Genomic DNA, 14,796 nt, shown 5'->3' with positions numbered 1-14,796 from the left:
ACTCCTTAAATCATATAACTTGTTTGATATAAAGTAATTAGCTCTTTATAAAGGTCTTCATCACTTCGTTTTTCAATAATACCATTGCTTGGAAACAATCCATCATAAATCATTTGAACATTTTTAAACCTATTAGGATGTAAATGTGCTAATAATTTAGCTGATATTTCTTTTCTTACTAAAACGGTTGGCGGAATAAGTCCTGAATGAAGCATTTCTCTAATCATTGAAGAGCGGTATTTTATGTGATGATGTGCTCCATGTGGGCAAGATTTTGTGCTTACCATAACATTACATTTATTGCAGAATACAAACTCAGGTAAGACAATTAATTCAAGCCCACTTTTGCGAGAAAGTTCATCAATTGCTGTGTGAGCTAAATTATTATCATAAAATAAGCCTAAACCTTGATGATTTTGTCCTATTACAAGCTTATTTGCACCAAATGAACTAGCTAATAAACATTCGTAATTTGGGTCAAGATAAGGGCTAAATAAATCAATATTTTTTAAATAAACTGGAAAAATTCTTTCAAGTGGCAAGAAATTTTTGGCGTAATACTCAAAGCATTCTCTTTTGGCTTCATAATTTAAAGAATTTGAATCATATCCTTCAACGACAAAAATAATTACTAAATCAGCTTTATCGATAGTCCATCTTAGCATTCTTTCATGAGCTCTTGTAATCGGATCAGCGTTAAGTAATAATGCTGTGATTTTTTTGGCATTATCTTTTGCTATTTTTTTATTTAATGCAAGTTTTACTTTTTTAAATTCATTATCAAATATTTCAATTTTACCTGATAAACAAGGGTTTAATTCCTTACTTAGCTTACAAGTGTTAGCATTAAAAATACTTGTATAAGCCTTATCGTTTTCAAAGGTGCAAGTTTTGGTAATTTTACCTACTATTTTATCGTTTAATTTAAGTGAAACTTCTTTATCAAATACGCAATTATTTAGATTTGAGTTTAGCTCAAAACTAGGAGAAAAGGCTAGGGTACAGGTTGAGATATTTTCGCTTATTGTGTTTGTATTAAAGGCTTTAAATACTTCTTCTTTATTTGGCAAAAACCCGTTTGTATTAAAGGAATTAATCTCAATTAAGCTTAATATACTTAGTTCTTTTTCGCTTATATTTATTTCTTTTATTTTATTTTTTATTAATTCCATATTTTCTCCTTTTTTCCCAAAGTGATTTTCTGCTAATTCCTATTTTTTTGCTAAGTTCTGTATCTGAGTAGCTTTTTTGCCAGTTTAAAATCACGTTTTTGATATAATCATCAACCGTTAAAATCTCACCTAAAGCTAAGGTGTTTTCATTATCTTCTAGCTCAATTATATTAAAGCCTTCAATATCTGCATTTCCGTTTGTATGGAATATAAAATTTTGACCCTTGCTAAGCTTTAAGATTTGCTCTAATTTTGAGCCTTTTAATACTTGAAAATTAGTAAAATATCTAATATCTCTATCGCCTACTAATAAATTATTAAGATTAAAAGAACTGCTTAAATCAGTAAAATGAATATTTATATTATGTGAAAAAGCATAGTTAAATACATAGCTATCTGCTAATATTTGTTTATTTGTTTTAATTAGGGTTGGAAAAACCATTTTTTTAGCTGCGTGTATTTTTGAATCAATTATTGATTTTATATATCCACTCAAAGCTATATTTTGTGATTTTAACTTATTGTAATTATAAAAATAATTAATTTTTCTAATTAATTCTTCTATCATAAAAGGCTTTTGAATATAATCATAAGCCCCTGCTTCAATAGGCATACTAACAGTATCACTACTAACATAAGAAACTAGCAGTAAAATTACGCTATTTTTGTGGTTTTGAATAACTTTTATAAAATTTTCTATATTTGTAGATAGTAAAATAACATCATAATATTTATTTTTTATATCTTTAAATTCATTTGCAACTTCGCAAACATAACCTGCATCATTAAGCTTTAAAGCAATGCTTTGAGCTAAATAAATTTCATTTTCAACTATTAATATCTTCATATTCGCTCCAATCAAATAGTTTCATATTCACAACTGCACTTACACTAATTCCTTCGCATCGTCCTACAAATCCTAGTCTTTCAGTGGTTGTTGCTTTTATATTAATATTTGTAATGCCTAATTCCGAATTCAAATTCCTTAACATTTCTTGTTTGTATTTTAAAAGCTTTGGCTTTTCAGCACAAATTGTAATATCTGCATTAATTAATTCATAACCATAAGCTTTGCATTTTTCATAAGCTATTTTTAGTAATTGCATAGAATTAGCATTGTGATAAGTATCATCATCGGGACTAAAAGCTTCTCCTATATCTCCTAAACCACATGCGCCTAATATTGCATCAGTTAATGCGTGAGCTACAATATCTCCATCTGAATGTGCTTTAAGAGCAAAATCATCGCTAATTTTTACTCCTGCTAAGATTAATTCATTATTTTTATTATCATCGTTTAGCTTATGACCTACATTTGAATGGCAAAACTCATGTACATCATATCCAAATCCTACGAAAGTTTCTTTACTAGCACTTGCTAGATTTAGTAATTTTAATTTTTTTAAATCACTTTTATTAGTTAATTTAAAGCTTAATTCATCACCTAAAACACATTTAATTTTGCCATTATTCGCTAGTATTGCTGAGCTTTCATCTGTGAAGTTTTTTAAATTAGCAATTTTTAAAGCTTTTGTTTTGCTAATTTGTGGGGTTTGAACTAATTTCAATTCATTTCTATTTAAATAGCATTGCTTTTCTTCGTTATAAATAGTATCAACAACTTTAATTGCAGGAAATAGATTATCATAATCTTTTGCGTGTAAAAACAACTCACTTAAAACTTTTTTACTAACATAAGCTCTTGCAACATCTGTAATTAATACATATTCGCTTTTTACTAATTCTAAGGCATTTTCAATGCTTTCAAATCTTTCTTTACCGCCTCTTACATAGGTATATTTTGGCTCTTTTAATTCATAAAATTTAACTTCATCACAAACTATTATAATTTTTGAAAAATTTGCTAATTTTTCATAAGTTCTTGCAAGGTAAAGCCATAAAGGTTCTTTGTTTATATAAAGATTTTGTTTTTTACAAGCTAAGCCAAATCTAGTAGAATTTCCAGCAGCTAATAAAATTAGCGTTGTATCAAGCATAATCATCCTTAAAATTTAATTTTGTGTTATTTTTTAACAAAATAAAATTAAAACTTATCTAAAATGTAACATTTTTTAATTTTACTTTATATATTTGTTACATATAGTAACATTTATAAGGATACTATTATTTTTTTTGCTGGAATTTGAAATAGGATTTTGTCATTTACAAAATAAGTTTTGTTTAGTTTTTTCTTATGTGCTAAGGCTTTTAGATATTGTTTATTAAATTCTAGAGTAAAATATACAAAATCATCAACTTCATTTATTTCTTTTATTATTGCATAAAATCCATTTTCGCCGTCTTGCTCAAGCTCTATAAAATTAATTTTAAAAATTAAATATATTTCATCAAATACTTTTAAATCCAAATCCTTAAGAGCGTTTATTGAAATATTTACATTGATTAAATCTTGTTCTATTTGGCATACTAGATTTATATAATTTTTATTATTTTTGATTTCTTTTATTTGTGCTTTTAATTTGTTTTGAGCTGAAGTTTTGAGATTGAAATCATCATTTAATTTATTTTTGAAAATGCAAAATTCATCATATTTATTTAGTATTTCTTTGGCAAATTCGCTTAAAACTGAGCCTTGTTTTCTTGAATTATTTAAAAATAAAGGCATTTTAGAAGCTTTATTTATTTCATCTAGGCTATCCCAAGCATTTTTGTATGAAATTCCAATATTTTTGGCTGCCTTGCTTATGCTTTTATCAATTTCAATTTGTTTTAAAAGCATAATATGTTTTTTTGTAATTTTGATATTTTCATTTAAAATAAATTCGATTTCTAGATTAATTTTCATATTTTTTTCTTAATTGTTTTTTGTTATTATTTGCCAAAAATACTAAATAGCGAGTAATTATGGTTAAAAAAATATTTCTTATATTTTTAGTGTTTGTTTCTTTAAACGCTAATGATTTTGATGATTTTGAGGCTGAATTTGAACAAAATGAAAGAGTTGATAAATTTTACTCATACAATCGCTTTATGACAGATTTTAATTACGCTGTTTATAATATGAGCTTAAGACCACTTAGTAATATTTATAATGCTATAACTCCACCTATTGTAAAAAAAGGTGTTAATAATTTTTTTCATAATTTAGGAGCGCCTTTAAGATTTATTAGTTTATATTTTAGTGGGGAATTTAAAGCAGGAACTGCTGAATTAGGAACTTTTTTAGGAAATACAATTTTAGGTTTTGGTGGAATTTTAAGACCTTATAAATATGAAAAAGAAAGTGATTTTGGCCTAATGCTTGCTAGATGGGGAGTGCCTGCTGGAGAGCATATTGTATTGCCATTCTTAGGACCATCAAATGTAAGAGACGCTTTTGTTTTACCATTTGATTATGCACTAAAGCCTAGTCTTTATTTAACTAATAATGCTAGTATTAGCGTTTCAACTTTAGGACTTGTTGATAAAACAAGTAATAATTATTTGTTGATTAATGAAGCTTATAAAAGCGTAAATCCTTATATAACAATAAGAGATTTTTACGAGAAAAATAGGAAGGAATTAGAATGAAAAAATTACTAATTGTAGCTTTAAGTATTGCTAGTTTATATGCTTATAAATTAGATACTTTTAAAGAAGATATCGCAGTAGATGTTGGTAAAATCCAAGGTATTTTTAAAAGCGAAAGTGCAAATAAAAGTCAAGATTTATTTGAGTTATTAAAGGATAATTTAGATATAGATTTAATGACAAAATTAGTTTTATCAAAATATGCTAACGAATTAAGTGCTGAAAAATTAGCAGAATTTAAGGTTATTTTTATTGAGAGATTAAAAAAGGATTTTTCAAGTAAGATTGATTTAGTAAAAGGCAGTAGCTTAGAATTAGTTAGCACAAATATTGATGATAAGAAATGCCAAGCTAATATGAAAGTAGATTACGAAGAACAAACAAAAGAAATGGTATTTAAGTTTAGAAAAGTTGCAAATGAGTGCAAATTATACGATATTGATATACTTAATACTAGTTTAATTACAAGTTATAGAGCTCAGTTTTTAGATATTATAAAACAGAGCGGAATTAATGCTTTATTTGAAAAACTTAAATGAATAAAGTAATATCCTTTCTTATAAAATATTCAAAAATTATTTTTATGATAACTCTTGCTATATGCTTAGGGTTATCATATTATTCAACAAAAATTCAAGTAGAAGCAAAATCTACAAGCTTTTTTTTAGAAGACGATAAAGATTTAAAGTTATTTAATGAAAGTATTAAGACTTTTGGTTCTCAAGATTTTTTAGTATTAGCATATAAAAGCGACAAAGATGTTTTTAACGACATAGCAAAACTGCAAGAAATAGAAAAAAAACTACTTAAAATTAAAGGTATAAAATCAACCCTTAGTATATTAAATGCACCTTTATTTTTAAGCGATGAAAAAAGCATAAATGATGGAGCAAACTTAGTTAAAGCAAAAGAAGAAATTAGCAAAAACGAATTTTATTTAGGTAATTTAGTAAGTAAAGATTTTTTAGTAGCTGATTTTTTAATATTTGCTAATAACCCTGATGAGCTTATAAAAACTCTTAAAGATTTTGCGAATGAAAATGATTTAATTTTAGGTGGAATGAGCGTAATAGCAAGCGATATGATAGCTTATGTTAAATCAGATTTATATGTATATGGAATAGGGCTTTTTGTATTATTATCATTGGCTATTTTTATATTTTTTAGAAGTTTTTATTTTGTTTTTATATGTATGTTTATATGTTTGATATCTTTATTTAGCACAACGGGAATTTTAGCCTTAATAGGGTATAACATTACGGTTATTTCAAGTAATTATGTGGCTTTAGTTTTAATAATAACTATTTCAGTAATTGTGCATTTATTATCGCACTTTTCAGAGCTTTTAAATTACAATAAATATAATGATAGAACTACCAATGTAAGACATACTTTATTAGCTAAAGCAAAGCCTAGTTTTTTTGCAATTTTAACAACCGTTGTTGGATTTTTAAGCCTTGTATTTTCAGGGATTAAGCCAATTAGCGAGCTAGGTGTTATGATGAGTATAGGAATAAGTATAAGCTTGTTTTTATGCTACTTGTTTTTACCTTATTTATTGTTAGCAAAAAAAGATTTTAAAAATGTATATTTTGCAAAAGAGCCAAAAATCTTATTATTTTGTGCTAAAACTGCGATTTACCATAGAAAAATCGTTTATTTTGTATGCTTAATTATCATAATTTTTGCTAGTATTTCTATACCTAAGTTAAGTGCTGAAAATAGCTTCGTAAATTATTTTAAAGATAGTAGCGACATTAAAAAAGGTCTTTTATTAATTGATGAAAAATTAGGTGGAACTCTACCTTTAGATGTGATTATTAAATTTAACGATGAAGATGAAAAAGAAGAAGATGAATTCGCTGAGTTTTTAGAAGATAACGATAAGTATTATTTAACTCCTTCAAAGGTTGAAGTATTAAAAAAAGTTCATAATTTCTTAAAAGAGCAAGAATATGTTGGAAGTGTTTTAAGTCTTTATTCTTTACTTGATTTTGCAAAGACAATAAATCAAGGAAAAGATATAGATGGATTTTTATTAAATATCTTACAAAACAACCTTGATGAAAGCACAAAAGCTCAAATAATTTATCCATATTACAATGAAAAAACAAAAGAATTTAGAATAGGAATTAGAATGATTGATAGCGATAAAACGCTAAAAAGAGCTAAATTCTTAAGTGATTTAAAAATTAATCTAGCAAAACTTACTCAAGATGATAATATTAATCTTCAAGTAAGTGGAGTAATGGTTCTTTATAATAATATGCTAAGTTCTTTGATTAGTTCACAAGTAGATACTCTTAATTTTGTTATATTAAGTTTATTTGCATTATTTTTAATAATTTTTAGAAATATAAGATTTAGTATTATAGGAATAATTGCTAATTTAATTCCTATTTCACTACTTTTTGCGATAATTGCATTTAGTGGGCTAAGTCTTGATTTAATGAGTATTACAATAGCTGCTATTTCAATAGGAATAGGGGTTGATGATATTATTCATTATGTTCATAGATTTAAAGAAGAAATTAAAAGAAAGCCTTTAAATGAAGCAATAATTGCAAGCCATCAAAGTATAGGTTCGGCTTTATATTATACTACTTGCACTATTGTTTTAGGGTTTTGTTTGATGATGAGTTCAAATTTTACCCCTACAATTTATTTTGGCTTACTGACTGTTTTAGTTATGATTTTATTATTATGCGGTTCTTTATTTTTATTACCATCACTTATTATAAGCTTATATTTTAAGGGATATTTTAAAAATGAATTATCAAAGAAGGATTTAAGTGCTTAAGTTTAATAATATTATTTGGTTATTAAGAAAGAATTTTTTTATTACTTTTATTCTATTAGTTTTAGTTTTATTTTTTAGTTTATATGTCAATTTTACAACGATAAATGATAAATTAACTGATAACAATAAGTTGATTTCACATAGTATTCAAAACTCTATTAAACAGCATCAAATAAGACTTGATTTATATTCTAAAGCACTTGAAATCAATCCAAGTTTAAAAAAACTTGATTTAAATACTTTTTCGGCATTTTATTATTTAAATGATGCAGGTGAAGTTATTGATAAAGTTAGTATTGATTCAAATGATCCGCTTAAAAAGTTTATTGAAATTAATTCAAAAAAATTATTTGATAAATCAACTTATGTAAGTGAATTAATAGTTACAAAAGACCAAAAAGCTAGCATTTATTTTGCTAAGAAATTAGAAAATAGTAAATATACATTTTTAGTTGCAAAATTAGAATTATTTGATTTGTTAAAAAGTGTAAATAAGTTTAATACGGATTATATTTTAGTAGATTCTTTTGGAAATGTTTTATATTCAAGTGATGTATCAAAATTAGCTTTACTTGAAAATATAAATGAGTTTAATTATTACTGGTACTTATCAGGTGTTTATCAAACAGATAGGAACTTTTCAAATATTATAAAAGAAGTAGAATATAGTGGATTTAATGTAAGAAGTTTTATTTCTATATCTGAATACTTGAATTATTATTTTATAATAAGTGCGTTTTTGCTTATTATTTTAGTAATGTATTTTTGGAATTCATATCTTGATTTTATGCTAATTAGAAAAGGTTTGGTTAAACAAGTTAAGTATTGTTATGAATTGCAAGGTGCGAGTGATATTGATGAGTTTCAAAATTTTGAATTAATTGAAGGTTCGGATTTAATTGACTTGCAAAAACAAACTGCATTTTCAGTATTAGAATATAAGGATATTAAAAAAGAATATAGAGAATTAGAACAGCGTTTAAGTTCTATGTTTAGTAAAAGTACAATTCCTATGCTTATGATTGACGCTTTTACGGGAAAGATTTTTAAAGCAAATCAATCGGCATTAGATTTTTACAATCAAAAAATTACAAGTATGTCTAAGCTTAATTTATATATGCTAGGTAAAAAAGAGCAAAAAGATTTAACCACTGATCCTATTAATTTTGCGAACAATATGCAAAACTCTATTAAAAATCAAGGTTTTTATATACAAACAGAGCATTATGTAAATGGAGAAGATTTTAAGGAAGTTAAAATATATCCTTTCGTAATGAGATCTGAGAGATTTTGTTATGATATTTTGATGATTTTAGATACTAATATGGTTAGTAAAAGTTACGAAGTTATTAAATCTCAATATGAAGCTTTGGAAAAAAGTTTTATTATTACTATGAATTTTACCTTAAAGGGTGGAAAATTAAAATTTAGAAACTGTAGCAAGAATATAGATAGGATTTTAGGATATTCAGCATCTAGTGTTGTTTATTTTAAAGACCTTTTACATGAAAGAAGCTATCAGTCTTATTTAGAATTTTTAATAAAACTTAAAAACTTAAAAGATAATAGTTTTTCAAATTATTCAAGAGTGATTGAACAAGTATTATATTTAAGACAAAACAATGGAAGATATGCAGAATTTAAAGCAAGTTTTAATATTTCAAAAGATTATAATTATGATAATAAACAATCAAAATTTTTAAATATCATAGCTCATTTAGCATTATTAAGACAAGATTTATTAGATGATGAAGTAAGAGAGCCTATATCATTTAGCGATATATACAAGCAAACAAATTCAATTATAGGTATATTTGATAAAGACTTTAAATGCTTAAATGCCAATAAAGAACTAAGAGCATTGCTTGGATTATCTAATACAAATCATCAACTATATTTAAGTGATATGATAGCTAAAAATTACGAGCAAATTGCAAGAAATATGCAAGAAGGTAAAACAAGCACATTAAAAGATATTGTTTATTTAAAAGATATTAATAACATACTTCATTCGTGCAAATTAAGCTATGTAGTTACAAAAAATTCAACAGGTGATAATATATATTGTTTAATTTTTAAAAAAGAATATGATTTAGCAGAATTAGATAATTTTATATTATTTTGTAAAGACAAGAATATAAATAATCTTGATAGCTTATATTGCGATTATTATTACAAAGTTATTGGTGGAAGAATAAATAATAATGAGTCTTTTGATAATTTAAATTATGATAAGTTTTTAAGTAATTTGAATAAAATTAATATTACTAATGAAGAATTAGAAATAAAAGTAAATTATATGAGAGAATTAGTAGAATTAATCAAGCAAAAGAATAGAGATAGAATTATGCAAAAATACGAAAACGGATATAATATTTTTATAGGAGACATTTATGAGTAAAGCTGATATTTTAGTTGGTATTCAATGGGGCGACGAAGGTAAAGGTAAAGTTGTAGATAAGCTATGTGCTAATTATGATTTTGTTTGTAGAAGTGCAGGTGGACACAATGCTGGTCATACTATTTGGGTTGATGGTGTTCGCTATGCGTTACATTTATTACCTAGTGGTATTTTACATGAGCGTTGTAAGAATGTTATAGGAAATGGTGTTGTTTTAAATCCTGAAGTTTTAATTACAGAAATGGCACAATTTGATAATTTAGAAGGTAGATTATTTATTAGTGATAGAGCTCACCTTAACTTAAATTATCACGCACAAATAGATATAGCAAAAGAAAAGTTCAAAGGTGATAATGCAATAGGAACGACAGGTAAAGGAATTGGACCTTGCTATGCTGATAAAATTTCAAGAAGTGGTCATAGAGTATGCGAGCTTTTAGAGCCTGAGAAATTATGCAATGCAATATTAAAAGATTTTGTAATGAATAAACCTTATTTAGATGCTTTAGGAGTTAGTGCTCCTGATGCAAATGAGCTTTTAGCAAACCTAAAGCGTTATAAAGAAATGTTAGCTCCATATATTTGTGATACTACAAGACTTATTTGGAAGGCTTTAGATGAAGATAAAAAAGTATTGCTTGAAGGTGCTCAAGGAAGTTTATTAGATATTGACCATGGAACATATCCGTATGTAACTAGCTCAACTACAATTGCAGCAGGTGCTTTAAGTGGTTTAGGGCTTAGTCCATATGAAGCTGGTAAATCAATAGGGATTGTGAAAGCTTATACTACAAGAGTAGGGCATGGACCATTTCCAACAGAAGATAAAACAGAGCAAGGCGAAAGAATTGGTGAAATAGGCAAGGAAATTGGAGTTAGCACAGGTAGAAAAAGACGCTGCGGATGGTTTGATGCAGTGGCTGTAAGATACACAGCTAGATTAAATGGCTTAAGTGAACTTGCTTTAATGAAGTTAGATGTTTTAGAGAATTTTGATAGCATTAAGATTTGTAAAGCTTACGAATATAATGGAGAAATTATTGATTATGTTCCAGCTGATTTAGAAAATGTAAAGCCTATTTATGAAAGTGTTGATGGGTTTGGTAAGATTTATGGTATTAGAAGATATGATGATTTACCTGCAAATGCAAAAAAATATATTGCTAAAATTGAAGAATTAGTAGGTGTAAAAATTAAAATGATTTCAACTTCTCCAGAGCGTGAAGATACTATCATTTTATGAAATTCAAGCAAATTTTAAATGTCAAAAAACAGGCTCTGCAAAATGCAGAGCTTGATTTAAATAAAGCAAAACTTAGAAAAAAATCAGTAGAAAACGAATTAGAACTTGTAAAAAACGAAATAAATAAATTAAAAGAACCAACAACCTTAAATGAAATGGTTTTAGTAAATGATTTTATACAAGTTAATCTTCTAAAACAAAGTCAGTTAAAAGAAAAATTAAACCTTTGCGATAAAGAAATAAGCCATTATAATCATCTTTACAAAAGAGCTTCGCTAGATTATGAAAAAATTAAATATTTGTATGAAGAAGAATTAAAGCAAAAGAAAAAAGCTTTAGAAAAAAAACAAGCTTTAGAATTAGATGAAATTGCTACAATGAGATTTTTTGCTAATTCACAAAGTAATAATTAAATTCTAAATTCAAGTTCTTTTTGTTAAATATGAAATTTTATTTAGCAATATTAAAAACAACGTAGTGTTTTAAATTGTGCTTAGTAGAGCAAAAATAATTTTTAGAAAAATTAGAATTTTTAAAAAAATCATACACAATTGTCTAAAAACCTAGCAAAAATCGGCGAAAACATCTATTTTTAAAGATAAAAAACCTAAAAAATAAAATTTTTTCCTTTCGGTGGGGGGGGGCGGCGAATTTTTAAAAAGTTTAAAAAAATCTAGTGGGGCGAGTTTATAAAATATGCTTTTAAATTAACAAAAAGCTATCTAAAATCGTTTTAAATATAAAAGTAGTATCTTAGTATGTTTTTGTAAAGATTTTTGATTTTAAGCGTAATTTTGAGAGAATTTTAGAAAGTTGTGAAACTGCACGGCGAGTTTTACTAAATCTCTTTAAGCTTTTGCTAAGCCGTGCTAGTTTATAATTTTCTAAGAGTTATTTTTTAAAGGTGCTTTACTTGAAGTTTTTTAAAGCTTTAAGTAAAGCGATTAGTAAAACGATTAAAATAATGTATTCTATCATTTTACACCTCCAAAGTGAAACCCAATTTTAAGTTTTTCAAACATAAAACTATTAGCTTTTTAACTTAAAGGTAACGATATTTTACCAATTTTTCCTTAAAATAAATTTAAATTTTTTATAAAATTAATCGTTTATTAACTTTAGTATGGTATGCGATTTTTTTAAGTGGGGTGGCGAATTCAAATTATTAAAATTAAAGAATTTGAATTCGGAATTAGAATTATTCTATTTTTTCAATTTCAAAAACTTTATTCTTTATATATTCATAACTTTTTGCTTTTTCATAATTGTCAAACCACGAAACAACCCAATTTGGTGGAGTTTTATCTTTTCTATTCCAATTGTAAATCGTACCTACAGGAGTATCTATTAATCTTGCAAAATCATCTAAATTAAGTCCATTTTTTTTAAGCCTATCGTTAAATTCTTTTTGAGTCATATTTTTTCCTTTTTTTGAAAATTTGTGAAGATAGTAGCATTTTTATATATATTTGTCAAATAATCAAAAATAATTAAAATATTTTGATAAATTATCTATATTTTAAGTTTAAATTAAGTTTATTATGTTACATTTCGTTCAATTTGTTTTTAAATCAATATTTTTTATAAAAATTTGATTAATTAACAAATATATATTAAAGAAAGGAGATTGTCAAATGCCGTAAAAAAACAAAAAAAGATTTTAAAACGGGTAAAGAAAACGAGTTGCCTTAAAAAGCTAAAAACCAAAACAAATAAAAGGATATAAAATGAATTATTTAGATAGAACTAAATTAAGCGTAGAAACAAGACTAGCAAGAGAAATTAAACACGAACTTGCTAGTAAAGGTGCTACTTCAAAAGTAGCTAAAAAACTTTTAGGGTTTTTTACTCAAAACAAGTTAAACATTTGCGAGTATCAAGCTAAAAACAATTTTAGCCTACATCAAGTGCTAAAAGCCGAAAAGCTAATTAGCACGGATTTAATGGTGCTTTTTAACGATGAGATATTTATTGAAAACATCTCATCTTTAAAACCAAGCGAAAACATAGAAAATCATATGTTTTCAGCAATCAAAAGGCTTTTTGCTTAAGAGCCTTTTAGCCCTTGTTACGAGCAAGGGCTTTTATTTTAAGCAAAAATTATAAATAAAAGGATAAAAAATGATTTTTCAAGCAATAGCAAAAGAAATAACCTTAATAGAAAACGAGATTGTTATAAGATATTTAAACAAAGATAAGATTTTTATAAACATAATTGACAAGCAAATAGCTTTATATCTACACGAAAAAATACAAGATGAAGATATAAACGAATTTAGCATAAAAACAATAAGCGATATAGAAAAACAAGAACTTATTAAAATAACACAATCAAAAAATAATACAAAATGCTTTTACGCAAACTTTAGCGAAAAGCAAAAAGCCGAAGATATAGTAAAAGCTTTATGTGAATTTGCAATATAAAAAAATAATATGTTTTTAATTATTTTATTTTACTTAGATTAAAGATAAGGCTTTTTATAAATAAAATTAATGGAATTTGAATTAGGAAATTAAATTTTAAAAGCAGCTAAATAGCTGCTTAGATTATTTGTAGTTTTTGATTGATTCTTCAAGTATTTTAGTAGCTTCTTCTATGCCTTTAAAGTCTTGAACTTTTACCCATTTACCTTTTTCTAATGCTTTGTAGGTTTCAAAGAAGTTTTTGATTTTTGCTAATTTGTGTGGTGCTAAATCATCTAAAGATTTAATATTATCATAGCTTGGATCAATCTTACTTACAGGAACTGCAAGCAGTTTTTCATCCATACCGCTTTCATCTTCCATAATTAAAACACCTATTAATCTGCAAGGAATCACTGCTCCTGCTTGAACTGGGTATTCATTCAATACTAGCACATCAACTGGATCGCCATCTGCTGCAAGTGTATTTGGAATAAATCCGTAGTTTGCTGGATAAAACATAGCTGAATACATAACTCTATCAACCATGATTGCTCCACTCTCTTTATCTAGTTCATACTTAATATTTGATCCATAAGGAATCTCTATAACTGCGTTTAATTTCTCTGCATTTCCACTTTTAATTTTTGTAATATCCATTTTTACTCCTTAAATTCTGTTTTTGATTTCTTTGCTCATATCAGCAACAATTTCTTCGATTGTTCTTTCGCCATTTATTTGAATATGAAGATTTTTTGCTTTATAAAAATCTAAAATATCAGCTAAAGGCTCAGTATAAACTTTCATACGATTATAGAATACTTCTTCGTTATCATCAGCACCTCTTGCACGACCTAAAACTCTATCTTTTGCTACTTGTTCGCTTACATATACTTCTATAACTGCACTTAAATTAACTTCATTTGAGCTAGCTAATTGCTCATCTAAAGCATACATTTGTTCTACACTTCTAGGATAGCCATCGATTAAAATAACATCACTAGGAGCTTTTTTAAGGGCACTCATAATTGTATTTACTACTATTTTTAATGGAACTAAATTTCCTTTTGAAATTAATTCATTAATTTGCTTACCTAATTCACTTCCACTTGCAACTTCAGCTCTTAATAAATCGCCTGTTGAATAGTGAGTGTAATTTTCATTTTTTGCGATAATACTAGCATCAGTAGTTTTTCCACTACCTGGCGCACCTATTATTAAAAATAATTTTTTCATATTTTTTCCT

General features: G+C 26.1%; 15 protein-coding genes. 8 read left to right on the top strand and 7 right to left on the bottom strand.

Annotated features, from left to right (window positions below):
* Positions 1-5: 5 nt before the first annotated feature.
* The 4 genes from AVANS_RS05595 to AVANS_RS05580 form a co-directional block, all read right to left on the bottom strand.
* The gene (locus AVANS_RS05595) at positions 6-1,172 is read right to left on the bottom strand and encodes a sulfate adenylyltransferase (protein WP_239816906.1); all 1,167 of its coding nucleotides are present in this window, start codon (positions 1,170-1,172) and stop codon (positions 6-8) included.
* The gene (locus tag AVANS_RS05590; RefSeq protein ID WP_239816905.1) at positions 1,153-2,019 is read right to left on the bottom strand and encodes a response regulator; all 867 of its coding nucleotides are present in this window, start codon (positions 2,017-2,019) and stop codon (positions 1,153-1,155) included. The genes AVANS_RS05595 and AVANS_RS05590 overlap by 20 nt, the downstream gene beginning before the upstream one ends.
* A complete protein-coding gene (gene ispF, locus AVANS_RS05585; RefSeq protein ID WP_239816904.1) occupies positions 2,000-3,169 on the bottom strand; it encodes a 2-C-methyl-D-erythritol 2,4-cyclodiphosphate synthase in 1,170 nt (389 codons plus the stop codon). Before ispF ends, AVANS_RS05590 begins: the two co-directional genes overlap by 20 nt.
* Positions 3,170-3,282: 113 nt before the next feature.
* Positions 3,283-3,978, bottom strand: coding sequence for a LysR family transcriptional regulator (locus tag AVANS_RS05580; RefSeq protein ID WP_239816903.1), 696 nt, complete (start codon positions 3,976-3,978; stop codon positions 3,283-3,285).
* 59 nt (positions 3,979-4,037) lie between these two features.
* On the opposite strand from AVANS_RS05580, the gene AVANS_RS05575 reads away from it, so the two are divergent.
* From AVANS_RS05575 to AVANS_RS05550, 6 genes are read left to right on the top strand one after another with little or no spacing between them, the layout of a single operon-like run.
* A complete protein-coding gene (locus AVANS_RS05575) occupies positions 4,038-4,703 on the top strand; it encodes a VacJ family lipoprotein (RefSeq protein WP_239816902.1) in 666 nt (221 codons plus the stop codon).
* A complete protein-coding gene (locus AVANS_RS05570) occupies positions 4,700-5,242 on the top strand; it encodes an ABC transporter substrate-binding protein (protein ID WP_239816901.1) in 543 nt (180 codons plus the stop codon). The genes AVANS_RS05575 and AVANS_RS05570 overlap by 4 nt, the downstream gene beginning before the upstream one ends.
* Before the next feature lie 44 nt (positions 5,243-5,286).
* The gene (locus AVANS_RS05565; RefSeq protein WP_239816900.1) at positions 5,287-7,503 is read left to right on the top strand and encodes an MMPL family transporter; all 2,217 of its coding nucleotides are present in this window, start codon (positions 5,287-5,289) and stop codon (positions 7,501-7,503) included.
* Positions 7,496-9,904: a hypothetical protein gene (locus AVANS_RS05560; RefSeq protein ID WP_239816899.1), complete on the top strand. Its 2,409-nt coding sequence runs from the start codon at positions 7,496-7,498 to the stop codon at positions 9,902-9,904. Before AVANS_RS05565 ends, AVANS_RS05560 begins: the two co-directional genes overlap by 8 nt.
* The gene (locus tag AVANS_RS05555; RefSeq protein ID WP_239816898.1) at positions 9,897-11,147 is read left to right on the top strand and encodes an adenylosuccinate synthase; all 1,251 of its coding nucleotides are present in this window, start codon (positions 9,897-9,899) and stop codon (positions 11,145-11,147) included. Before AVANS_RS05560 ends, AVANS_RS05555 begins: the two co-directional genes overlap by 8 nt.
* Entirely contained in the window at positions 11,144-11,560 is a 417-nt protein-coding gene (locus AVANS_RS05550; protein ID WP_239816897.1) for a flagellar FliJ family protein, read from the top strand. The genes AVANS_RS05555 and AVANS_RS05550 overlap by 4 nt, the downstream gene beginning before the upstream one ends.
* 785 nt (positions 11,561-12,345) lie before the next feature.
* Here AVANS_RS05550 and AVANS_RS05545 read toward each other — a convergent pair.
* Positions 12,346-12,564, bottom strand: a complete 219-nt coding sequence (locus tag AVANS_RS05545; protein WP_239816896.1) for a hypothetical protein — start codon at positions 12,562-12,564, stop codon at positions 12,346-12,348.
* A gap of 310 nt (positions 12,565-12,874) precedes the next feature.
* Between AVANS_RS05545 and AVANS_RS05540 the strand changes: the two genes are divergently transcribed.
* Positions 12,875-13,198 carry a hypothetical protein gene (locus AVANS_RS05540; protein ID WP_239816895.1) on the top strand — a complete coding sequence of 108 codons (324 nt, stop codon included), beginning with the start codon at positions 12,875-12,877 and terminating at the stop codon, positions 13,196-13,198.
* A gap of 70 nt (positions 13,199-13,268) precedes the next feature.
* Complete coding sequence (locus tag AVANS_RS05535) at positions 13,269-13,571, top strand: hypothetical protein (RefSeq protein ID WP_239816894.1); 303 nt, start codon at positions 13,269-13,271, stop codon at positions 13,569-13,571.
* Between the two features lie 123 nt (positions 13,572-13,694).
* Here AVANS_RS05535 and ppa read toward each other — a convergent pair whose 3' ends face one another.
* Both ppa and AVANS_RS05525 read right to left on the bottom strand, forming a co-directional pair.
* The gene (gene ppa, locus AVANS_RS05530; RefSeq protein ID WP_239816893.1) at positions 13,695-14,210 is read right to left on the bottom strand and encodes an inorganic diphosphatase; all 516 of its coding nucleotides are present in this window, start codon (positions 14,208-14,210) and stop codon (positions 13,695-13,697) included.
* 9 nt (positions 14,211-14,219) lie between these two features.
* Positions 14,220-14,786 carry an adenylate kinase gene (locus tag AVANS_RS05525; protein WP_239816892.1) on the bottom strand — a complete coding sequence of 189 codons (567 nt, stop codon included), beginning with the start codon at positions 14,784-14,786 and terminating at the stop codon, positions 14,220-14,222.
* Positions 14,787-14,796: the final 10 nt, after the last annotated feature.

This window comes from Campylobacter sp. RM5004 (genome assembly GCF_022369455.1).
GTDB lineage: Bacteria > Campylobacterota > Campylobacteria > Campylobacterales > Campylobacteraceae > Campylobacter_E.
This window is presented reverse-complemented; position numbering and strand designations above follow the sequence as displayed.